This window comes from Streptomyces sp. NBC_01571 (assembly GCF_026339875.1).
In the GTDB taxonomy this organism is placed as follows: Bacteria; Actinomycetota; Actinomycetes; order Streptomycetales; family Streptomycetaceae; genus Streptomyces.
On the sequence record NZ_JAPEPZ010000003.1, the window covers coordinates 238,862 to 259,032 of the forward strand.

Sequence of the window (20,171 nt, forward strand, 5' to 3'; positions counted from 1 at the left end):
GGTCAGTTCTCCGTTGCGGGACGCAGGACGAGGCTGATGTGGGTGCCGCCGAGGGAGGAGCTGTTGATGAGGACCGGGCCGGCGGGGGTGTCTTCCTGCCAGCCGGTGACGGCGAGGAGGGCGGCGAGCTGGGCGCCGGCGCCGACGGGTTCGCCGAGGGTCTGCTTGGGGGTGTGCACGGGGCAGCCGGACTCGGCGGCGAGCCGGCCGGTGGCCCGTGCCTCGGGGGCGTCGGCGCGGGTGAGGCCGGCGGCGTTGGCCCAGATCGCGGTGACCTCGCCGGGGTGCAGTCCGGCGTGGCCGAGGGCGGCGTGCATGGCGCGTTCGACGCCTTCGCCGTCCTCGTCCCAGCGGCCGACGCCGGCCGCGTCGCAGGCGGTGCCGTGGCCGGCGAACTCGGCCAGGATGCGGGCGCCGCGGGCGCGGGCGCTCGACTCGCGTTCCAGGACCAGGGTGATGCCGGCCTCGGCGAGGGTGTAGCCGGTGTCGGTGAACAGGGGCAGGCCGCGGTAGGCGGTCAGGACGCCCGGGGAGAGGTCCTCGACGGCCGGGCACAGGACGGCGTCGGCGCGGTGCTGCAGCAGCAGGTCGTGGGCGACGGTCAGGGCGGAGGCGCCGGCGGCGTGGCCGGTGGTTACGGTGGAGGTGGGGCCCTTGGCGCCGACGTGCATGGCGACCTGGCCGGCGGCGGCGTTGAAGACGGTGTTGGGGAAGACCGCCGGGCTGCCCTCGGCGGGGCAGCCGTCCAGGACGGGCAGCAGGAAGTCCTCGATGCTGCGCATGGGGCCCAGTCCGGTGCCCAGGACGACGCCGGTGTGCTCGTCGGCGTCCAGGCCGGCGTGGGCGAGGGCGGCGCGGCAGGAGGCGACGGCGAGCTGGGAGAGGCGGTCCATGCGGCGGCGGTCGCGGGCGCTGATGTGCGCGGCGGGGTCGAAGTCGGCGCGGGCGACGTGCAGTCCGTCCTCCTCGGCGCCCAGCCGTCCGCCGTGCCGCCAGGCCTCCCAGAGTGCTTCCAGGCCTTCGCCGGCCGGGGTGATGGCGGCGCCGCCGGTGATGACGACCTTCTCCGCGGCGGGCGGGGCCGGTACGGAGAAGCGGCGGCCGGAGGGCCAGCCGAAGGCGACGCAGGCGTTGGCGCCGGCGAAGGCGAAGTTGTTGGACAGGGCGGCGTTCATGGCCAGTTCACGGCCGGTGTCGGGGACGGCGTCGAGTCCGCATTTGGGGTCGGTGCCGGTGAAGTTGGCGGTCGGCGGGGCGGTCTGTTCCACCAGGGCCTGGACGGTGACGATGGCCTCGACCGCGCCGGCCGCGCCGAGCAGGTGGCCGATCATCGACTTGGAGCTGCTGAGCGCGGTCTTGTCGGCGGCCTCGCCGAACGCGGCGCGCACCGCGTTGGACTCGGCGGAGTCGTTCTTGGGGGTGCCGGTGCCGTGGCCGTTGATGTAGCCGACGTCCTGCGGGGTGATGCCGGCTGCCTTCAGGGCGCCGCGGATGGCGCGGGCGGCGCCCTCGCCCTCGGGGTGCGGGGCGGTGGCGTGGTAGCCGTCGGCGGACAGGCCGTAGCCGAGGACCTCGGCCAGGATGGGGGCGCCGGCGGCGCGCGCCACGGACTCCTCGGCCAGGACCAGCATGCCGGCGCCCTCGCCGAGCGAGAGTCCGTCGCGGTCCTTGGAGTAGGGGGCGGCGGGCTTGGTGGACAGGGACTGCAGGCTGGTGAAGCCGGCGAACGCGGTCTCGGTGAAGGCGTCGCTGCCGCCGGCGAGCATCGCGTCCGCGCGGCCGGCGGAGATCGCCTCGGCGGCGTGCGCGATGGCGTGGGCGCCGGAGGCGCAGGCGGTGTTGACGCTCAGCGCGGGGCCCTTGAGACGGAAGGCGCTGCTGAGTGCCTCGGCGATGGCCTGCGGGGGGACCAGCAGGTAGTGCCGGCCGTCGTCGGGGGGCGCGGTGCCCTCGCGGCTGCGGCGGGCGAGTTTCTCGGCGGTGCGCAGGCCGCCGTTGCAGGAGCCGAAGGCGACGCCCCAGCGTTCGGCGGGCAGCGCGCCCAGGCCCGCGCCGGCCATCGCCTCCTGGGCGGCGGTCAGCGCGAAGTCCATCGCCGGCTCGCGCTCGCGGCCGCCGAAGGAGGCCAGGTAGTCGTAGGCGGGCCGGGAGGGGTCGGGTACCTCGCCGCCGATGGCCGTGCCGTAGCCGTCCATCGGCATGCCGCGGACCGGGCCGATGGCGGAATGCCCGGCCCGGATGCCCTCCCACAGCGCCGTGGCGCCCTCGCCCTGGGCGGTCACGGCGCCGACGCCGCAGACCACCACGGTCCGGGGCCGGGCCGCGGCGTCCGGCCGGGTGTCGTGGTCGTAGACGTCGGTCATGGCCGCACTCCTTTCGGGGATGCCGTGTGTTGCGGGCATTCCAGCTGCTGCGGGTATCGCGGGTATGGCGGGTGAACCGGGTGCTGCTGATGTGCCGGGTGTGCCAGGCGTGTTGGGTATGGCCGGTGTGCCGGGTGCGGCTGGCGGGCCGGGTGCGGCCGGTGTGCGGGGTATGGCGGGTGTGTCGGGCTGCCGGGTCACGAGGGCCGTCCCAGGGCGACGGCGACGGCCTGCCCCTCCAGGCCGCGGGCCAGGGCCAGGGCGCTGTCGGGGCGGGTGTGGCGGGGGCTGAGCGGGACGTAGTCGAGGTCGCACTCGGGGGCGGGGCGGTGCAGGTTGAGGGTGGCGGGCACGGTGCCGCTGTCCAGGGCGAGCGCGGCGACGGCCGCGTTCAGTGCGCCGGCGCCGCCGACCAGGTGCCCGGTCTGTGGTTTGACGCTGCTGATCTGGGCGGACTTGGCGGCGGTGCCGAGCGCGTCGTGCAGGGCGACGGTCTCGCTGGCGTCGCCCTGCGGGGTGGCGCAGCCGTGCGCGGCGATGTAGCCGCCGTCGGGGAAGGGGCGTTCGGCGTCGCGCAGGGCGCGGGTGATCGCGCGGGCCAGGCCGCGGGCGCGGGGCTGGGGGCTGGGCGGGCGGACGCAGTCGTTGCCGGCGCCGAATCCGGTGACTTCGGCGTAGCAGTGGGCGCCGCGGGCCAGGGCGTGTGCGCGTTCCTCCAGGACGAGCAGGGCGGCGCCCTCGCCGAACACGGAGCCGGAGCGGTCGCGGTCGAAGGGGCGGAAGGCCTCCTGGCCGAGGTCGGTGCGGGTGCTCAGGACGCCGAGGCCGTCCATCTTGGACATCGCCCACCAGCCGGTGGCGTCGTCGTAGCCGCCGGCGAGGACCACGTCGGCCTCGCCGCGGCGTACGGTGCGCATGGCCCGGCCGATCGCCATCGCGCCGGAGTCGGCGGTGCCGGCGAAGTAGGCGTTGGCGCCGCGGATGCCGTACTTCTCGGAGATGTGGAAGGCGGCGGCGGGCTGCAGTCCCTCGACGAAGAACAGCGGGGCGACCACCGAGGAGGCGGTGCGGCCGAGCAGGTGCAGGTCGGGGGTGCCGTCGTCGGCGCGGACGGCCTGGAGCTGGGCGATGAGTTCGTCCATGCGGGGCATTTCCTTGTTGCTGCCGAGGAAGAGCCCGGTGCGCTGTCCCAGGTCGCTCTCGCCGTCCAGGCCCGCGTCGCGCAGGGCCAGGGTGGCGCCGGCCAGGGCCAGTTGGTCGCCGCGGCACAGCATGCGCAGGGTGCGCCGGCCGGCCCACCGGGTGGGGTCGAAGCCGTGGATCTCGGCGCCGATGCCGGTGCGCAGCGGGGCCGGGTCGTAGGCGCGCAGCGGGCCGATGCCGCAGCGGCCCTCCAGCAGGCTGTCCCAGGTCTCGGCGGCGCTCTGGCCGATCGCGGTCATCAGGCCGATGCCGGTGACCATCACGCGGCGGCGCTGCTCGCTCATGCTGTGCCCTCCCAGGTCGTCGTGGCGCTGACCAGGGTCAGGGCGCGGACGGTGGCGACCACCCGGCCCTCGACCCGGGCGGTGGCCCGGCATTCGGTGCGCTGCCGGCTGTGTTCGCTCACCTCGACGGTGAGGTGCACCTGGTCGCCGGGGCCGACGAAGTGCTTGAAGCGCACCCCGCGCACGCCGGCCAGGCGCCAGGCGCCCGGGCCGGCGGCGGTGCGGGCCAGGGCGGCCAGGCTCTCCAGCAGCAGCACGCCGGGCAGGACGGGGTGGCGCGGGAAGTGGGCGGTGAAGCACGCCAGGGTGGCCGGCACGTTGCGCACGGCCACGGCCCGTTCGCCCTCGGCGAGTTCCAGCAGCCGGTCGAAGGCCGGCAGTCCCCCGGTGCCGGCCGGCGCCTGCGCGACGGCGGCGGTCTGCGGGGTGGTGGCGGTCTGCGGGGCGGTGGCGGTCTGCGGGGCGGTGGTGGCGGCACCCTGCGGGGCGGTCTGCGGGGCGGTGGTGGTCATGTGTCCTCCCGCGGGGCGCCGATGACGAGGCTGGTGTTGCTGCCGCCGAACGCGAACGCGTTGATGAGGGCCGCGTCCACCGGCATCGGGCGGGCGGTGTGCGGCACGTAGTCGAGGTCGAGGCCGCGGTCGGGCTGGTCGAGGTTGACGGTGGGCGGGACCAGGCGGTGGCGGATCGCGCCGAGTGCGGCCAGCACGCCCAGGCCCAGGCTGGCCGAGGTGAGGTGGCCGGCCATCGACTTGGGGGCGCTGACGACCAGGCGGCGGGCGTCGTCGGCGAACACCTTCTTGATGGCGACGGTCTCGGACTGGTCGTTGCCGTGGGTGCTGGTGCCGTGCGCGACGACGTAGTCGATGCCGCCGGTGCCCACGCCCGACTCGGCCAGTGCCGCCTGCATGGCCTGGATCGCGCCGGAGCCGTCGGGCGGCGAGTCGGTGATGCGCCAGGCGTTGAGGGTGGAGCCGTAGCCGAGGACCTCGCCGAGGACCGGTGCGCCGCGTTCGCGGGCGGCATCCAGGTCCTCCAGGACCACGGCGACGGCGCCCTCGCCGACCACGAAGCCGGAGCGGTCGGCGTCGAAGGGCCGTGAGGCGTGCTCGGGGTCGTCGTTGTGACGGTCGGTCAGGGCGCCCAGCAGGCTGAAGCCGAGCAGGTCGAGCCAGGTGGTCAGGGAGTCGTAGCCGCCGGCGACCATCAGCTGGGCGTCGCCCTCCTGGATGGCGCGGAAGGCCTCCCCGATGGCGTGCCCGGATCCGGAGCAGGCGGTGGAGATGCCGATCATCGGGCCGGTCGCGGACATCATCCGGGCCATGGCGCTCAGCGGCACGTTCTGGTCGTCGGTCAGGGTGACGGCCGGCGGGTGGCACAGGAAGGCGTCCGGGCGGCCGGTGGTGGCGCGCAGGTGACCGACGTCGAGGAGGGCCTGCAGTTCGGGCCGGCCGACGCTGGCGCCCATGGCGACACCGCGCTCGTCGAAGGGGTACACGTCCTCGCCGAGTTCGTCGGCGCCCGCGTTGCGCAGTGCCTCCCAGGCGGCCGCGACGCCGAACTGGCCGACCCGGGAGAGGTGTTTGCGTCCCACCCGGGCGGGGATCGCCGTGGCCGCGTCGAAGTCCTTGACCTGGGCGGCGATACGCACCGGGAAGCCGGAGGCGTCGAAGGTGGTGAGCGGGCCGACGCCGCTGCGTCCGGCGGCCAGCGACTGCCAGGTGCTGTCGGCGTCGTTGCCGAGCGGGGTGACGGCCCCCACTCCGGTGATGGCTACACGGGTCATCCCACCGGCCCTCCGCCCTGCAGCTGGTGCGCCATGCGCCGGGTGTCGGCCGGGTCGTCGAGGCGCTCGGCGTCGATGAGCGCGCACAGGATGCCGCTCGCGCTCAGGACGTCCTCGCCGTCCGCGGTCACGGTGCCGTCCAGGAGGGCGGCCTCCTCGGTCATCGACTCGATGGTGGCCCGCATGCGCAGTACCTCCCCGGGGCGTACGGCGCGGTGCGCGGTGGCCTCGCCGACGGCGAGGAGCGCGGCACGCAGCCGGTGGTCGGTGGAGAGCATGATCAGCCAGGTCGCCGACTGGCACAGCGCCTCCAGGGCCAGCCCGAAGGGCAGTGCCGGTCCGCTCCCGGTGTCCTGCCAGTAGGTCTCGTCGACGGAGGTGACCTTGCGCGCGGTGATGTGCTCCCGCGGCGTCCAGGTCTCGATCCGGTCGATCAGATGGAATCGCATCGTCGTCTCTTCTTCCGTTCCCTCACGGTCCGTTACGGACGGCCGATGCCCAGCTGGGCGGAGAACCCGCCGTCGACGCAGAGCAGTTCGCCGGTGGTGTAGCCGGAGTCGGGTCCGGCCAGGAACACCGCTGCCGCGGCGACCTGCTCGACGGTGGCGAAGCGGCGCAGCGGTATCTGCCGCTTGATGCTGCGGCCGCCGTCGCGCTGCATCACCCCGTCCACCAGGTCGGTCGGGGTGAACCCGGCCAGGACCGCGTTGACCCGCACGCCGAAGCGGGCGAGTTCGATCGCCGCGCAGCGGGTGAAGGAGTTCAGCGCGCCCTTGGAGGCCGAGTAGTTGGCCTGGCCGATCCAGCCGCGCTCGCCCATGGCCGAGGAGATGTTGACGATCGTGGCGTCGCCGTGGGCCATGAACTGCTCCATGACGGCGTGCGTGCAGTGGTACGCGCCGCCGAAGTTGACTTTCATGACGTTCAGCCAGGCGTCCGGCGGCGCGTCGTAGATGAGGCCGTCGTCGCTGGTGCCCGCGTTGTTGACGAGCACGTCGAGGGAGCCGAGGAGGCGGGTGGCCTCCTGCACCAGGCGGGCGGCCTGCTGCGGGTCGGCGACGTCGGCGCCGATCGCCACGGCCCGGCCGCCCGCGGTCTCGATCTCCTTGACGACCGCGGCGGCGTCCTCCTGCCGGGAGCGGTAGTTGACGGCGACGGCCGCCCCCTGCTCGGCCAGGGCCAGGGCGATGGCCCGGCCGATGCCGCGTGAGGCACCGGTGACCAGGGCGGTGCGGTCCTTCAGCTTCATCTGTCTCTTCCCGTTTCTGCTACGAGGTGGGCGGCGGCTGCCGGGGCCCGCGCGGACAGGGGCCGCACCCCGGCCGGCCGCTGGCAGGGGAGGGGCGGGAGGCGACAGGTGGTGCGCGGGACGCCGCCTGCCCGCACACCACCGGCCGGGTGGGGTCAGGCGGCGTTCTGCGCCGCGGCCCGCTCGGTCAGCAGGTCGGTCAGGTTCTGCACGGTGAACAGGCCCAGCACGCCCTCGGCGGTCAGCGGCTCGGCGAGCTGGCTGCGGTCGAACTGCGGCAGGACCTTCTCCAGGTGGGTGAGGCCGGTGTCGTTGACGACCTCGTTCTCGTCACCGAACTCCTCGTCGGGGATGCCGCCCTGGAGCAGCGCGGCGATGTCGGCCACGGTGATCTTCACCTTGGTGGCGCGCTCGATGCGGAAGAGGATGTCGAGCAGGTCGATCGACTCGGCGCCCAGCTGTCCGAGCAGGGTCGCCTCGGCAACCGCCTCGGACTCGTCGATGCCGAGGGCGTCGGCGATGGCGGCCTGGACCGCATGGAAGTAGTCGGTCGAGGTGGAAGTCAGGGTTTCGGACACCGTTGGCTGCCTTTCGGATGGGTCGTTCTCCGGTGCCGGCACCGGAGGCCGGCACCGGACGGACGGGAACGGGAGAGGGAAGAAGGAGAAGAGGGAACAGGACGGGAGCAGGACGAGCAGGACGAGCAGGACGAGCAGGACGGGCAGGGGGAGCAGGTGCGGGGGCGGGGGGCGGGGGCCCGTGGGTCGGGGGCCGCCCCGCGCGGCGGGTCAGGCGGCGGCGTCAGGGGCGGACTCCTGCCTCAGCTCGCGCAGCAGCGCGGTGATGCGGCGCGCGTCGTGGGTGCTGCGCACCACGGAGTGGACGCCGGTGCGGTTGGCGAAGCCGCTCAGCACCCGGCCGGGGCCGGCCTCGAGGCAGCCGCCCGTCCCGTGCGCTCCCGCGGCGCCCAGCACGTCCACCCAGCGCACCGGCCCGGCCAGCTGACGGCGCAGCAGGTCCCGGGCGTGCGCGCCGTCGCGCACCAGGGTGCCGGTGACCGAGCTGATCACCGGCAGCCGGGGTGCGGCGAAGGTGACGCGCTCCAGTTCGGCGGCGAACTCGTCCTCGATCGCCCGCATCAGCGAGCAGTGGAAGGGCGCCGAGACCTTCAGCGCCACCACCCGTTCGGCGCCGGCCGCCAGCGCGCGGCGGGCGGCCTCCTCGACCGCCGCGCGCTGCCCGGAGATCACCGTCTGGCCCGGCTCGTTGTAGTTGGCGATCTCCACCACGCCCAGCGGGGCACAGCCGGCGCAGATCTCCTCGATCCGGGCGGGGTCGAGGCCCAGTACGGCCGTCATCGCCCCGCCGGCCCGGCGCGAGACGCCGGCCATCAGCTCGCCGCGGCGGCGCACCAGCCGCAGCGCCTCGTCGGCGCCCAGCACCCCGGCGGCGACCAGCGCCGTGTACTCGCCCAGGCTGTGCCCGGCCACCACGGCCGGCACGAACCCGGCCTCCTCGCGCAGCACTTCGAGCACCGCGAGGCTGGTGGCGACGATGGCGGGCTGGGCAATCTCGGTCGGGGCCAGCTCCTCCTCCCCCGCCGTGCTGCACAGCGCGGTCAGCGGCAGGCCGGTGGCGTCCTGCGCGCGCGCCAGGACGCGTCCGGCGGTGCGGGGGTGCTCACGCAGCAGATGCCCGGCCATGCCCGCGCGCTGCGAGCCCTGCCCGGGAAACATCGTGAAGAAATTGTCGATCATCCCCGTTCCTGCCTCACTGAGTTGACGAAAGCGCCGGAGAAAGGTCATCGAGCCGTCGGCGAGCGGATCTCGATTCTGTGAATCTGGCACGGAGTTCTGGCGCATTCCTCGAATGCGTCTGGACCGGCACCACCGCGCGGGATTTCCTCCACCGGATTCCCCCGTCCCCGGGGGGCGCTTTTCCCGCCGGGGTCCGCCGGGATTCCACCCGGATTCCACCCGGGCCGGGCTTTCCGCCCCGCCCCCCTTGACCGAGTTAGTGATCAACCACTAACTTTCGGTCATGGTGAGGATGAGTGCAGACGAGCGGCGCGAGAGCGTCATCCGCGCGGCCCTGAGCGAGTTCGCCCGGGGCGGGTACGACGGCACCTCCACCGAGGCCGTCGCCCGGCGCGCGGGGGTGTCGCAGCCGTACCTCTTCCGCCTCTTCGCGGGCAAGCGGGCGCTGTTCCTCGCGGCGGCGCGGCGCTGCCTGGCCGACACCACACGGCTGTTCGCCGAGGCGACCGAGGGGCTGAGCGGCGAGGAGGCGCTGGGCGCGATGGCCAACGCGTACACCCGCGTCATTCTCAAGGAACCGGAACGGCTGCTGATGCAGATGCAGGTGTACGTCGCGGTGGCGGCGTGCGAGGCGCGGGGCGACGCCGGGTTCGGCGAGGCGGTCCGCGCCGAGTGGCAGCGGCTGTGGGACACCGTCCATCTGCCGCTCGGCGCGGACACCGGCCGGACCACCACGTTCATGGCGTACGGGATGCTGGTCAACGTCCTGGTCTCCCTGGGGTTTCCGCCCGACCACCCGGTCTGGGACGGCCTGTACCCGGCGGCACGGGCCGCGGCGCGGCCGTCGGCGCCGCAGCGGGCGGCTCCGCCGGACTGACCCGGAGGCGGTGCGGGGTTTCGGCCGGGGGTGTTTCCTGGCGGGGCGTCCATGTCGTTGCTTCGGGTCCTGTTGCGGTTCGGTGCCATCCCGGGGAGCCGGCCCTGGGTGCGGTGTTCCGGGCGGGCTCCGGCGCGTGGGCGGGGCGGGTGCGGTCGGTCCCGGCGTGGATCGTGAGGCCGTGCCCTGCGGGGCGTGAACGCGGGCCGTGGCGGCGGGGAGTTGAGGGTGCGGCCGAGGTCCCGGAAGTGCCGTATCGGGGCGGGGCGGGCGCCGTGGCCGGCCGGTGGCTTCGGGAACGGGCCGGGGTACGCAGGCGGGGGTGCTCGGGCGGGCCCCCTCGACGGCTGCGGCAGGCGGGCGCTCCGGCCGCCGCTGCCCTCCCCGGCGGGAGCGCGGCCCGGGGCCGATGCCTCGGCGGCCGACGCGCGCGGGCGGCCGGGTCCGGAGCGCTCGGGTCCGGAGCGCTCGGGCGCGCCCCGGACCGGAGGCGGAGCCCGGACCGGAGTGCGCCCCGGACCGGAGTGCGCCCTGGAGCAGAGTGCGCCCTGGAGCAGAGTGCGCCCCTGTCCGAGTTGCACCCCTGGCCAGGGCGCGCCCCCGACCGGCCCGGGGCCCGGGCCGGGCCGGGGCGTTGGCCCAGGACGGTGCGGGCCTGGGGCCGGTGCACGGCGGTTCGGGCCTGGGACGGGTCCACGGTGCTGCCGGCCTGGGGTCAGCCCAGCGGGGTTCGGGCCTGGCATCAGCCCATTGGGGTTCGGGCCCGGGGCCGGTCCACCATGGCGCGGCCCAGAGCCGGCCCGCAGTGACACGAACCCGGAGGCGACCCACCGGGGTACGGGCCCGGGCCGGTCCGCGATGGCACGAACCCGGGGCCGGACCACCGGAGTTCGGGCCCGGGGCCGGTCCACCATGGCGCGGCCCAGAGCCGGCTCGCAGTGACACGAACCCGGAGGCGACCCACCGGGGTACGGGCCCGGGGCCGGTCCGCGATGGCACGAACCCGGGGCCGGACCAACGGAGTTCGGGCCCGGCGTCAGTCCACGGTGGTGCGGGGGGCGGGGACCGGGTGGTCCGGGCGGGTCTCGCGGGCCCAGCGGGTGCCGTAGGAGACCTGGCCCTTCTCGGCCGCGGCGAAGGCCTTGGTGTTCCAGTTCTTGCGCATGAACGCCTCGCGCGCCCGGATCAGCAGCGGATTCTCCACCGCGCCCATCCGCCCGATCCGCCACGCGATCCGCTGCAGCGGCGCGGTGCGGGCGCGGCGCTCCTGCTCGTAGCGGCGCAGCGCCGCGACCGGGTCGCCGCCGGCGGGTGCCAGGTGCTCGGCGAGCACGAGGGCGTCCTCCAGCGCCTGACAGGCGCCCTGGCCGATGTTGAAGGTGATGGGGTGCGCGGCGTCCCCGAGGAGGGTGACACGGCCGCGGCCCCAGCGGCGTTCGGGGCGGCGGCCCTCGACGTCGCCCCGGATGATGCCCTCCTCCGGGGTGGCGGCGAGGATGTCGGCGACCGGGCCGCCCCAGCCCCGGTGCCGGCGCAGCAGCATCTCACGCACGCCGGGCTCGTCGCGTCCGCCGGCGGGCCCGTTGGCCACGCTCATCCAGTGCACCAGGCCGGGCGCGACGTCGTAGTAGGTGAACCGGACCCCGGGCCCGAACATCGCGTTGAAGGTCCCCGGCGGGATGTCGGGGTGCTGGAGGGGGGAGCGGCCGCGCCAGGCGATGTAGCCGCTGTAGCGGTTGCCGGCGGGGCCGAACAGGCAGTCGCGGACGGTGCCGTGGATGCCGTCGGCCCCGATGAGCAGGTCGCCCCGCTCGCTGCCGCCGTCCGCGAAGCGCACGGTGACCCCGTCCTCGTCCTGATCGAAGCCGACCACGTGCGCCCCGGTGCGCACCGGGGAGCCCTGCAGGGCGTCGCGCAGCACACCGTGCAGGACGGAGCGCTCGACGGCGATCGTGGGCGCTCCGTAGCGCTCGACGAAGTCACCCACCGGCCAGGCGCCCAGCACCTCGCCGCGGTGGGTGCTGAAGTGCGCGACCTGCTGCGCGGGGGCCGTCTCCAGGACCTGGCCGGCCACGCCCAAATAGTCCAGCGCGAGGACTCCGTTGGTCCAGATGTGCAGGCCCGCGCCGCCGTCGCGCAGTTCCTCGGCCCGTTCGAAGACCACACACTCCACACCGCTGCGCTGCAGCGCGAGGGCCGCGGCCAGGCCGCCGATCCCTCCGCCGGCGATGAGTACGCGACGGGCACGTCCAATGGCCATCTGGGTGTCTCCTCGTGGCGGTGCGGGCGGATGTCCTCGCAGGGCGCGGTACGGCGGACCGCCGCGGCCGGGCCGTCCCACGTCCCCGCTGAATCCCTTGCGAACCAATGCAGTTGTCAACGCTAGCATTCGAAGCACTGAACTTGATAGTGTCGGCAGGACATCTAGCATTGATATATCCACGGGGCGGCAAGGCCCTTGTGGCAACCGGCAGACGGACAAGGGTGGTTGTGATGGAAGCGCTCGTACAAACCCTGGCCGTGGTGGCCACGATGGCCAACGCGGTGGTCTACGGCACCGACGTCTTCTCCGCGATCGTCCAGCGGCCCGCCCTCGCGCACGTCGACGACGCGGTGCTGACCAGCACCATGGGGCAGATCCACCGCTTCGGGGACCGGCGGATGCCCGTCCCGGGCGTCTTCGGCCTGGTCGCCACCGTGGCCACGGCCGTCGCGGCCGGCTTCGGCGGCGAGACGGCGCCGGCCGTCGCCGCGGCGGTGGCGGCGCTGGCCCTGGTGGTGTGGCTGGCCGTCTACAACAAGGTCAGCGCGCCGGTGAACAAGGAGCTCACCGGCGCGGCGCTGGACTGCCGCACCGCGCCCGACGCGCGGGGCCTGCAGCGCACCTGGGACAGCGTCATCAACGCCCGGGTCGTGCTGCAGGCGGTGGCCCTGGGCGCGATGTGCGTGGCGCTCGTGACGTCCTGACGGCACCGGCCGGCGGACGGGACGAGGGGAGACGAGGGGAGGGGACCCGCCGGGCGGGTCCCCTCCCCGTGTCCGCCCGCCGTCCTGCTGCGCGACGCCGCCCTACTGCAGGGCGATGCTGCCCAGGACGTCCGCCTCCGTGTCCTCGTCCAGACCGTCGGTGACCTCACTGCCGAAGGCGGGGATGAGCTCCGGCTCGGGTCCTGCGGGATTCCTCTTCTTGCTGACCACGATGGTGTCCCTTCGGGCGTGAACGGCCAGTACCGTACCGAGATTCACGAACCGGCACTCCACACGTCAAGGCAACTTCCGCCCCGTCCACCGGAATTCGAGGCGCCGTCGAGAAAAACCCGGAAAAGCGGGAAGGTCGGGAAGGCGGGAAGGCGGGAAAGCAAATCCCCCGGGGCGGCGGGAAATCCGCTGCGCCGGCCATCCGAATTTCCCGCCCCGCCGGCTGCCGGCCCCGGGACCGGGACCGGGACGCACGAGGGTGGGCGTGCCGGGGGGGGTGAGCGTGCCGGGCGGAGTGTGCGGGGTGGGGTGTGCGGGGTGGGGTGTGCGGGGTGGGGTGTGCGGGGGGGGTGTGCGGGGGGGGTGCGGGGACAGTCCTCAGGCCGGCGGGGCGGGGGTGAGGGCGTCCGCGAGGGTGCGCCAGATCTCCGCGGCGAGGTCGATGTTGGCGTCGGCCTGGGCCTGCTGGGCGAGGGTGCGCAGCCCGTCCACGCCGGAGACGTCGCCGCCCAGGATCAGCAGCTGCTGGCGCAGGATCTCCAGCCGGACCCGGTCGCGGTAGGTCATCCTCGGCTCGTCCCCGGCCAGGCCGCCCAGCAGGGCGCGGGCATCGTCGTAGCGGCCGGTGGCGAAGGCCAGATCGGCCTTCAGCGCGGTCAGGTCCTGGCGCAGGGCGGGGGTGCCGACGAAGGTGAGAGCGGCCTCGGCCTGCTCGGCGCAGCGCTGTGCCTGTGCGGGGTCGGCGGGCAGTTTCTGCAGGTGCAGCCGGCCCGCGGCGAGCCGCAGTCTCAGCCACAGCACCAGGTCCTCCTGGCTGCTGAAGCGTTCCAGGGCCTGGTCGAGGCAGTGCTGCGCGCCGGTGTGGTCGCCCTGGCGCACCCGCACGGCGGCGGCCGTCCACATCGCCTCGGCCCACAGCGTGTCGCTGCGGCCCTCGACCAGGGCGGTGAGTTCGTCGGCGTGCACCCGGGCCTCCGGCACCTGCCCGGCCTCCGCCTGGACCGACACCAGGGCCAGCAGCGCGGCGGCACGGTCCTCGACGCCCAGGTCCTCGCCCAGGGCGAGCCGGTGGGCGGCGACGGCCGCGTCCAGGGCGGGGGTGATCTCGCCGAGCGAACGCAGGCAGCGTGCCAGCCGGGTCAGGCCGCGCACCCGCAGCTCGGCCAGGCCCACCTCGTCGCCGAGCGCGACCAGTTGGGCGAGGTGGGCGCGCTCCGCGGCATGGTCGCCCTGCAGGCGTGCGGCCCTCGCCAGCAGCCACAGCGCCTGCCAGCGCAGCACCGCGCTTTCGTGGCCCTCGGCGGCGAGTGCCGCGCGCAGCGCCTCGATGGCGTCCGCGGAACCGGTGGAGGAGGCCAGGGTCAGCGCGTGGGCCAGCGAGCCGGTGACCGGCTCCTCGAAATCGGCGACCTCAAGGCCCAGCCGGTCGGCGAGGTAGCCCACGGCCCGGTCGGTGGGCTGGCGCGCCCCGGACTCCAGACGGGAGAGGTAGCCGGTGGACATGCCCTCACCGGCCAGGGCCGTCTGCGACAGCCCCTGGGCCATCCGGAGCTTCTTCAGGCGGTGTCCGAACGCGGGCTGTCGCAGCATGATTCGAATCCCCTGGGGTGAGCGGGCAAGAAAGTTTCGCCGGGAGCCGCCCCGAGCGTAGGGCGCCGGGCAACACGCGGGCAAACCTTTGCCAGGCCGGGGGCGGAAATCTCGTGCGGACCTCACGCCCGCCTCACGCCCCTCTCACGCCCCTCTCACGTCCGTCTCACGTCCGTCTCACGTCCGTCTCGTGCACTTCTCCAGCGTTCCTCCAGCGCGGCCGGGCACGCTCGGCATCATCCGGCCGGCACACCCGGCCGGCGTGGAGTCCTTGCGCATGTCAAACGTCCGGGAGTCGACGATGAGGCCATCGGTGTGCGCGCACCGGGCGGCGTGGACGGCCGCCGCGGGACACGGCAGCCGGGCCCGGGCACCGGGCGCCGGCGGGCCGGCCGGAGAGGCACCCGCCCCCTCCGACGAGGACATCGGCTGGCCCAGACGGTGCGCCGTTGCTAAGAGCCTCAGCTGCTCTCAGCATTCCGGGCATTTCGGCCCGGAAGGTCCGTCTCGTCACCAAAGCGTGAGGGCTTCGGCGTGAGTACGGTCTCTCGCTTCCTCCTGCCGCTGGTGCGGCAGGGGTGCGCCACCTGCCCGCCCCGCGCTCGCCTTGCGGCGGGTGCGGGTGGCGCGGGTCTTCTGGTCGGCTCTACGAGGCTTCGACACCACCTCGGTGGCGTCCTGGTCTCCAGCCACTCCGGTACCAGTCAGGCAGGCTGCCGCGAGAGCGGCGAGGTTGAGTGCGGCGTTGTCGTCCCGGTCGATGACCAGGCCGCAGGTGTCGCATTCGTAGGTCCGGACGTGCAGCGGCAGCTTGGCTTTCACCGCGCCGCACCCGGAACAGGTCTTCGAGGAGGGGTACCAGCGGTCCGCGGCCACGAGGTGGGTGGTGTGGCGCTGGCGGGTTTTATAGGTGAGCTGGCGTCGGATCTCTGCGAATCCGGCGTCGGCGATCCTGCGCGCGAGGCGCCGGTTGCGGAGCATCCCGGCGACGTTCAGGTCCTCGATCACGACCGTGCCGTACTCGGCCGCAACGCTCGTGGTGAGCTTGTGCAGGGCGTCCGCGCGGAGGTTCGCCACCCGGTGGTGCACGCGGTTGCGGGCGGCGTTGGCCTTCTCCCACCGCTTCGACGGCTTCTGTCCGGTGCGCCGGTCGGGGCCCTGGCGGCGGGAGACGATGCGAGAGGCGCGGCGCAGCTGCTTGCGTGCCCGGTCGTAGTGTCCGGGGTTCGCGACGGTGCGGATCTCACCCGTCGAGTCGGCCATGACCGCGAGGGTCTTCACGCCGAGGTCGATGCCGACCGCCACGTCCGGCCGCGCCACACGTTCGAGGTCGCGCTTGACCTCGGCCTGGAAGGCGACGTACCAGCGTCCGCGCTCGTGCCGCACGGTCGCGGACAGGATCCGGGCCGTCCCGGCCTCAACGCGCGCGAGGAGCTTCACCGTGGGCTCGTGGGTACGGATCGTGCCCAGCCTCGGCAGCGTCACGTGCCGGCCGCCCGTGTCCACGCGGATCGCGCCGGTCGTGAACCGGCAGGAAAGACGGGCCTTCCGCTTCGACTTGAAGCGGGGCGTACCCATCCGCTTGCCGTGCCGCTTGCCCTGCTTGGACTTGGTGTAGTTGTCGAACGCCGCCGCAGCGTTGGCGAGGCCGGTGTTGTACGCCTCTTTGGAGTTCTCCTCCCACCAGGCGGCGAACCTGGGGTCAGCGTGCTTGGTCTCGTTGAACGCCTTCCTCAGTGCGGGCAGCGACCACGGCCGCCACTGCGTCAGCCCGGCCTCGGCGATGCCGTAGGACTCCTCCGCGCGGCGCTGCCACCACGACGCGGTCACCCAACCGACAGCCCAGTTGTACGCGGCACGCGCCGCGCCGCAGTGCGAGCGCAGCGCGTGCTCCTGAGTCGTGTTCGGGTCCAGGGCGAACCGGAACGCCTGAACCTGGAACCCGGGCTGTGGCTGGAATTTCTTCACTCGGCAGCCTCGCCGGTCGCCACGGCCACCGCGCGGGCGGCCCGGTCCTTCGCCGCCCGCCGCCCGTACAGGCGGGCACACATCGAGGTCAGCACCTCGGTGATGTCGCGCACCAGGTCATCGGCGGTCTCGGTGGGGTCGAGGACAACCAGGCGCCGCCCGGAGGCGGACAGGACGGCTTCGAGATGCTCGACGCCGAACCGGGCCAGCCGGTCCCGGTGCTCGACCACGATCACCGCGGCCCGCGGATCGGACAGCAGGCGGTGCAACTTGCGCCGACGCCCGTTCAGCCCCGAGCCGACCTCGGTCACGACCTCCGCAACCGGCAGGCCGAGCCCGGTAGCCCCCTGGACCACGCGGGCCACCTGCCGGTCAAGATCCGGCTTCTGGTCCGCCGACGAAACCCGGCAGTACGCCACGACACGGCCGGACGTCTCCGGGGCGGGCTCGTCGACCAACCACGTACCAGACGGCGTCTGGCGCACCGGGACCGGCATGCGGCCCTCTTTCGCCCACGTCCACGCGGTCTGGTAGTGCACACCGTTGCGCGCCGCCCATTCGGAAAGCTTCACGCGATCAAGATAACAGATGAGAAAAGCTGATATTTACTGATGGATCATGCAACAGTTGAAAGCCCTACCAACTCCACGGCTGGGAACCCGTCTCCGCTTCCAAATGGATCTCCTGGGCCCTGCTGATCAGCGTCACCTTCGTCATCTGCCGGGCCCGTCACCCCGCCCGGCCCGGCGCTCCCGCGGCCGTCCGGCCGAAGACCCAAACCCTGAAGACCGGGCTCGAAGGCCGCACTTGAGGGCCGGGCCAAGCGAGACGGGCTGGAGAGCCGCCTTCGGGGGACGGGCTTGAGGGCCGGGTCCGGGGGACGGGCTTGGGCGGGTCAGGCGGAGGGGCGGGCGGCCGGGGGGCGCAGGCCTGATTCGAAGGCGTAGATGGCCGCGTGGACGCGGTTGCGCAGGCGCAGCTTGTGCAGCAGGTTCTGCACGTGGGTCTTGACGGTGTGCTCGGACAGGGTCAGGGCCTGGGCTATCTCGCCGTTGGACAGGCCGCGGGCCAGCAGGTCGAGGACCTGGCACTCGCGGTCGGTCAGCCGGTCGGGGCTGACCGGTGAGATCGGCGGGATGGGCGCGGCGGCGGATCGGCGTCCGGCCGGGGCCGGGGCGGGTCCGTGCGCGAGGGTGTAGCCGGCCGCGGCCAGCACCACGGCGGAGGCCAGCTGGCCCGCGGTGGCGGTGGCCGGCAGATGCCCGCCGGCCGGCCGGCCGGCACGGTCGGTGCGGGCCGGGCCGCCCAGGACCAGCAGCGGCAGGTCCCCGCCGCCGAAGGCCAGGGCCTCGCGCTGGTCGCCCGCGAACGCGCCGTGGGCGACCAGGACATGGGGCGGCCGGGCGGCCAGCGCGCGCAGCAGTTCCGGCCCCGGTTCGCTCTCGCCGGTGACACGGATACCGGGGTGGCCCTCGAGCAGGGCCGTGATGCCGCGGCGGGCGAGCGGGTCCTCGCCGACCACGTGCACCCGCACGGCGGCCGTCGCGCCGGGCCGGGGGGCCGGGGCACGGCCGGCGTGTTCGTCGTGTGCGGGGGCTGGCGCGGGGAGCACCCGGAGTGCGGCGTGCCGCTCGTCCATGGCGGCCTCCTCCCTGTCGTCCGGGGATGTCCCGCCGGATCCCGGGATGTCCCGCCAGGTCACCGTAGGCGGCGGGCGGCGCCGTGTCCGGTGCGCTCCAGCGGGCCACGACCGGTCCGCTACCACGTCTCACCCCGCCGGCCCGGCCCCCGCCTGCGGCCGGCCTCCGATCTCTCCGGCCCTGTGTCCCCGGCCCGTTGACCTCCGGGCCGCCGGGGCCGGGATGCGCGGGCTCCGGCCCGGTCTCCTCCGGGCGGCGGGCGCGGGGCCGTTGCCCGCGGGGCGGGTCCGGGGTCCGTCGCCCTCAAGTCCCCTTGTCCGCAAGTCTCCTTGTCTTCTTGTCCCCGGGCTGGTTGTGCCGCGGTCCGTACCGGGGGTGCCGGCCGGGGTGGGTCAGGCGGCGGCTTCCCCGGCGGCCAGGGCGTGCAGCCGCAGGCGCAGTTCGCGGCGGGCGGGCCGGCCGCCCGGCCGGCGGGGGACGGCGTCGAGGGCCTCCAGGCGGCGGATCTGCTCGCCGGGGCCGAGCCGGGCGTTGGCCTGTTCGGCGACGGAGTCGAGGACGTCGAGGAGACCGGGGGCATCGCCGTCGGGCGCCTCGCGCAGCACCACGCCGGCCCAGACCAGGGCGCCGCGCGCCGGGTCGGGCCAGTCCGCGACGATGCAGTCGGCCACCCGCGGGTCCTGGCCGATGACCCGCTCCACCACGCTGGGCGCGACCAGCGCGTCGTCGCAGGTGAACACGGAGCGGTGCGCGTCCACGAGGTGCAGTCCGCCGTCCGCGTCGAGGTAGCCCGTGTCACCGGTGGCCAGCCAGCCGTCCGCGTCCCGCGGTGCCGGGCCGGGTCCGTCCGCCGGGCCGGGGCTCAGCTGCGGTCCGCGGATCTGCACCTCGCCGGTCGACCACACCGCGGCGGGCCGGGTGCTGCCGGGCAGGACGACCCGGCACTCGGTGCCCGGCAGCGGCACCCCGACCGCGCCGAGACCGGGCCGGGAGCCGGGCGGCTGGTGGTGGGAGAGCGTGAAGACCTCGGTCAGGCCGTAGCCCTGCAGAACGGACACGCGCAGCGCGTCGCGCAGCGCACGGGCCCGTTCCGGCGCCAGTACCCCGCCGCTGACATGGATGGCGCTCAGGTGCCGGCCGGGCAGGTGCGCCCGGCCCGCGGCCAGCCGGGAATCACCCGCCAGCCGGTCCAGCCGGGCGGGCAGCCCGTAGTAGTGCGTGGCCTCCGCCCGCGCTGCCTCCGCCAGCGCCCCGAAGGGGTCGGGGTCCGTGCACAGCACCTGCCGGGCTCCGGCGTGCACGGCCGAGTTGAGGTGCACGGCGTGGTACTGCGGCAGATGGTTGAGGACGACGGAGGAGGCACCGAGCCGGTGGGCCAGGGCGGTCTGGGCGGCGCCCGCGACGAGATTGCGGTGCGTCATGCGCACACCTTTCAACCGCCCGCCGCCGTCCGGCGCGAACTGCAGGCACGCCACCGCGTCCACACCGGGCCGCGCCCTGCGTACGGACCCGGTGGCGGGCACCGCCGCCAGAGCCGCGGACAGCGCCACCACCGCGCAGGCCCCCTGCCCACCGGACACCGCAGCACCCGACACCGCAACATCCGACACCGGGACACCGGACGGCTGGACACCGGACAGCTGGACACCGGACGGCTGACGGTCCGGCACCCAGCCGCCGGATACCGAGCCGCCGGGTGCGGGGCGCACGGGTGCGGGGCGGCCGGTGGGGTCCGTGGGGTCGGTCACCACGATGGTGTGCAGCCGGGGCAGCCGGTCCGCGAGTGCGGCGAGCAGCGCGGCCAGCGCTCCGGGTACGAAGGCGATCTCGACCCCGGCCGCCGCGCACACCTCGTGCAGCGCGGCCGGCCCCATCCGCGGATCGAGCAGGGCCAGCAGCCGGCCGCTGCGGACGGTGCCGTAGTACACGGCGGGGAAGGCGGTGTCGAGGGTGGTGGCCGCGGCGACGACGGCGTCGGCCCGCCGGACGGTGCGCCCCACGTAGCGGGCGATGCGGTCCGCCTCCCGGTCCAGGGCGGCGTACGTCACCGCGGCCCCGGCCGTGACCACGGCCGGGGCGTCGCCGTCACGGTCCGCGGCCCGCCGCAGCAGGTCGTCCAGCGGGCTCTGCGGATACCTGAGGATGGGCACGGCGGCCTCCTGGCTGCAGACAGCAGGAACAGCGGACGCCTCACGGTAGGTGTCCCGGCTCAAGAGGTCTTCGAAGCCCGCTGGAGATGCCCCCGGGCCGCCGCAC

17 protein-coding genes are annotated in these 20,171 nt (G+C 74.6%); 2 read left to right on the forward strand and 15 right to left on the reverse strand.

Going from position 1 to position 20,171, the window contains the following annotated elements; genetic code table 11:
* Window positions 1-2: 2 nt before the first annotated feature.
* The 8 genes from OHB41_RS49145 to fabD form a co-directional block, all read right to left on the reverse strand.
* The gene (locus OHB41_RS49145; protein ID WP_266708824.1) at window positions 3-2,363 is read right to left on the reverse strand and encodes a beta-ketoacyl-[acyl-carrier-protein] synthase family protein; all 2,361 of its coding nucleotides are present in this window, start codon (window positions 2,361-2,363) and stop codon (window positions 3-5) included.
* Between the two features lie 197 nt (window positions 2,364-2,560).
* A complete protein-coding gene (locus OHB41_RS49150; RefSeq protein ID WP_266708826.1) occupies window positions 2,561-3,850 on the reverse strand; it encodes a beta-ketoacyl-[acyl-carrier-protein] synthase family protein in 1,290 nt (429 codons plus the stop codon).
* Window positions 3,847-4,362 (reverse strand): 3-hydroxyacyl-ACP dehydratase FabZ family protein, encoded by a 516-nt coding sequence (locus tag OHB41_RS49155; RefSeq protein WP_266708828.1) that lies wholly within the window; start codon window positions 4,360-4,362, stop codon window positions 3,847-3,849. Before OHB41_RS49155 ends, OHB41_RS49150 begins: the two co-directional genes overlap by 4 nt.
* Window positions 4,359-5,636 carry a beta-ketoacyl-[acyl-carrier-protein] synthase family protein gene (locus tag OHB41_RS49160; RefSeq protein ID WP_266708830.1) on the reverse strand — a complete coding sequence of 426 codons (1,278 nt, stop codon included), beginning with the start codon at window positions 5,634-5,636 and terminating at the stop codon, window positions 4,359-4,361. Before OHB41_RS49160 ends, OHB41_RS49155 begins: the two co-directional genes overlap by 4 nt.
* Complete coding sequence (locus OHB41_RS49165; RefSeq protein WP_168525326.1) at window positions 5,633-6,085, reverse strand: hotdog family protein; 453 nt, start codon at window positions 6,083-6,085, stop codon at window positions 5,633-5,635. Before OHB41_RS49165 ends, OHB41_RS49160 begins: the two co-directional genes overlap by 4 nt.
* Before the next feature lie 32 nt (window positions 6,086-6,117).
* Window positions 6,118-6,885, reverse strand: coding sequence for an SDR family NAD(P)-dependent oxidoreductase (locus OHB41_RS49170; protein ID WP_266708833.1), 768 nt, complete (start codon window positions 6,883-6,885; stop codon window positions 6,118-6,120).
* 155 nt (window positions 6,886-7,040) lie between these two features.
* Window positions 7,041-7,463 (reverse strand): acyl carrier protein, encoded by a 423-nt coding sequence (locus tag OHB41_RS49175; RefSeq protein ID WP_266695896.1) that lies wholly within the window; start codon window positions 7,461-7,463, stop codon window positions 7,041-7,043.
* Between the two features lie 210 nt (window positions 7,464-7,673).
* A complete protein-coding gene (gene fabD, locus OHB41_RS49180) occupies window positions 7,674-8,642 on the reverse strand; it encodes an ACP S-malonyltransferase (RefSeq protein WP_266695897.1) in 969 nt (322 codons plus the stop codon).
* 283 nt (window positions 8,643-8,925) lie between these two features.
* Between fabD and OHB41_RS49185 the strand changes: the two genes are divergently transcribed.
* Window positions 8,926-9,519, forward strand: coding sequence for a TetR/AcrR family transcriptional regulator (locus OHB41_RS49185; RefSeq protein WP_266695898.1), 594 nt, complete (start codon window positions 8,926-8,928; stop codon window positions 9,517-9,519).
* Window positions 9,520-10,555: 1,036 nt separating this feature from the next.
* Here OHB41_RS49185 and OHB41_RS49190 read toward each other — a convergent pair.
* Window positions 10,556-11,779, reverse strand: coding sequence for an FAD-dependent monooxygenase (locus OHB41_RS49190; protein WP_266695899.1), 1,224 nt, complete (start codon window positions 11,777-11,779; stop codon window positions 10,556-10,558).
* A gap of 233 nt (window positions 11,780-12,012) precedes the next feature.
* Here OHB41_RS49190 and OHB41_RS49195 point away from each other — a divergent pair, with 233 nt between their 5' ends.
* Window positions 12,013-12,486 carry a DUF1772 domain-containing protein gene (locus OHB41_RS49195; protein WP_266695900.1) on the forward strand — a complete coding sequence of 158 codons (474 nt, stop codon included), beginning with the start codon at window positions 12,013-12,015 and terminating at the stop codon, window positions 12,484-12,486.
* Between the two features lie 102 nt (window positions 12,487-12,588).
* Here OHB41_RS49195 and OHB41_RS49200 read toward each other — a convergent pair whose 3' ends face one another.
* The 6 genes from OHB41_RS49200 to OHB41_RS49225 form a co-directional block, all read right to left on the reverse strand.
* The gene (locus OHB41_RS49200) at window positions 12,589-12,765 is read right to left on the reverse strand and encodes a hypothetical protein (RefSeq protein ID WP_187286092.1); all 177 of its coding nucleotides are present in this window, start codon (window positions 12,763-12,765) and stop codon (window positions 12,589-12,591) included.
* Window positions 12,766-13,095: 330 nt separating this feature from the next.
* Window positions 13,096-14,307, reverse strand: coding sequence for a helix-turn-helix domain-containing protein (locus OHB41_RS49205; RefSeq protein ID WP_266695901.1), 1,212 nt, complete (start codon window positions 14,305-14,307; stop codon window positions 13,096-13,098).
* A 510-nt stretch (window positions 14,308-14,817) separates the two neighbouring features.
* Entirely contained in the window at window positions 14,818-16,275 is a 1,458-nt protein-coding gene (gene tnpB, locus OHB41_RS49210; RefSeq protein WP_266695902.1) for an IS607 family element RNA-guided endonuclease TnpB, read from the reverse strand.
* Window positions 16,272-16,847: an IS607 family transposase gene (locus OHB41_RS49215; RefSeq protein ID WP_266695903.1), complete on the reverse strand. Its 576-nt coding sequence runs from the start codon at window positions 16,845-16,847 to the stop codon at window positions 16,272-16,274. The genes tnpB and OHB41_RS49215 overlap by 4 nt, the downstream gene beginning before the upstream one ends.
* Before the next feature lie 323 nt (window positions 16,848-17,170).
* Window positions 17,171-17,914, reverse strand: a complete 744-nt coding sequence (locus OHB41_RS49220; RefSeq protein ID WP_266695904.1) for a response regulator transcription factor — start codon at window positions 17,912-17,914, stop codon at window positions 17,171-17,173.
* A 393-nt stretch (window positions 17,915-18,307) separates the two neighbouring features.
* A complete protein-coding gene (locus tag OHB41_RS49225; RefSeq protein ID WP_266695905.1) occupies window positions 18,308-20,065 on the reverse strand; it encodes a class I adenylate-forming enzyme family protein in 1,758 nt (585 codons plus the stop codon).
* Between the last annotated feature and the right edge of the window lie 106 nt (window positions 20,066-20,171).

Coding starts and splice junctions, on each gene's coding strand:
- OHB41_RS49165 (WP_168525326.1), bottom strand. CDS start 6,085: ATGCGATTCCATCTGATCGACCGGATCGAGACCTGGACGCCGCGGGAG.
- fabD (WP_266695897.1), bottom strand. CDS start 8,642: ATGATCGACAATTTCTTCACGATGTTTCCCGGGCAGGGCTCGCAGCGC.
- OHB41_RS49150 (WP_266708826.1), bottom strand. CDS start 3,850: ATGAGCGAGCAGCGCCGCCGCGTGATGGTCACCGGCATCGGCCTGATG.
- OHB41_RS49155 (WP_266708828.1), bottom strand. CDS start 4,362: ATGACCACCACCGCCCCGCAGACCGCCCCGCAGGGTGCCGCCACCACC.
- OHB41_RS49205 (WP_266695901.1), bottom strand. CDS start 14,307: ATGCTGCGACAGCCCGCGTTCGGACACCGCCTGAAGAAGCTCCGGATG.
- OHB41_RS49145 (WP_266708824.1), bottom strand. CDS start 2,363: ATGACCGACGTCTACGACCACGACACCCGGCCGGACGCCGCGGCCCGG.
- OHB41_RS49195 (WP_266695900.1), top strand. CDS start 12,013: ATGGAAGCGCTCGTACAAACCCTGGCCGTGGTGGCCACGATGGCCAAC.
- OHB41_RS49170 (WP_266708833.1), bottom strand. CDS start 6,885: ATGAAGCTGAAGGACCGCACCGCCCTGGTCACCGGTGCCTCACGCGGC.
- OHB41_RS49185 (WP_266695898.1), top strand. CDS start 8,926: ATGGTGAGGATGAGTGCAGACGAGCGGCGCGAGAGCGTCATCCGCGCG.
- OHB41_RS49160 (WP_266708830.1), bottom strand. CDS start 5,636: ATGACCCGTGTAGCCATCACCGGAGTGGGGGCCGTCACCCCGCTCGGC.
- OHB41_RS49190 (WP_266695899.1), bottom strand. CDS start 11,779: ATGGCCATTGGACGTGCCCGTCGCGTACTCATCGCCGGCGGAGGGATC.
- OHB41_RS49220 (WP_266695904.1), bottom strand. CDS start 17,914: ATGGACGAGCGGCACGCCGCACTCCGGGTGCTCCCCGCGCCAGCCCCC.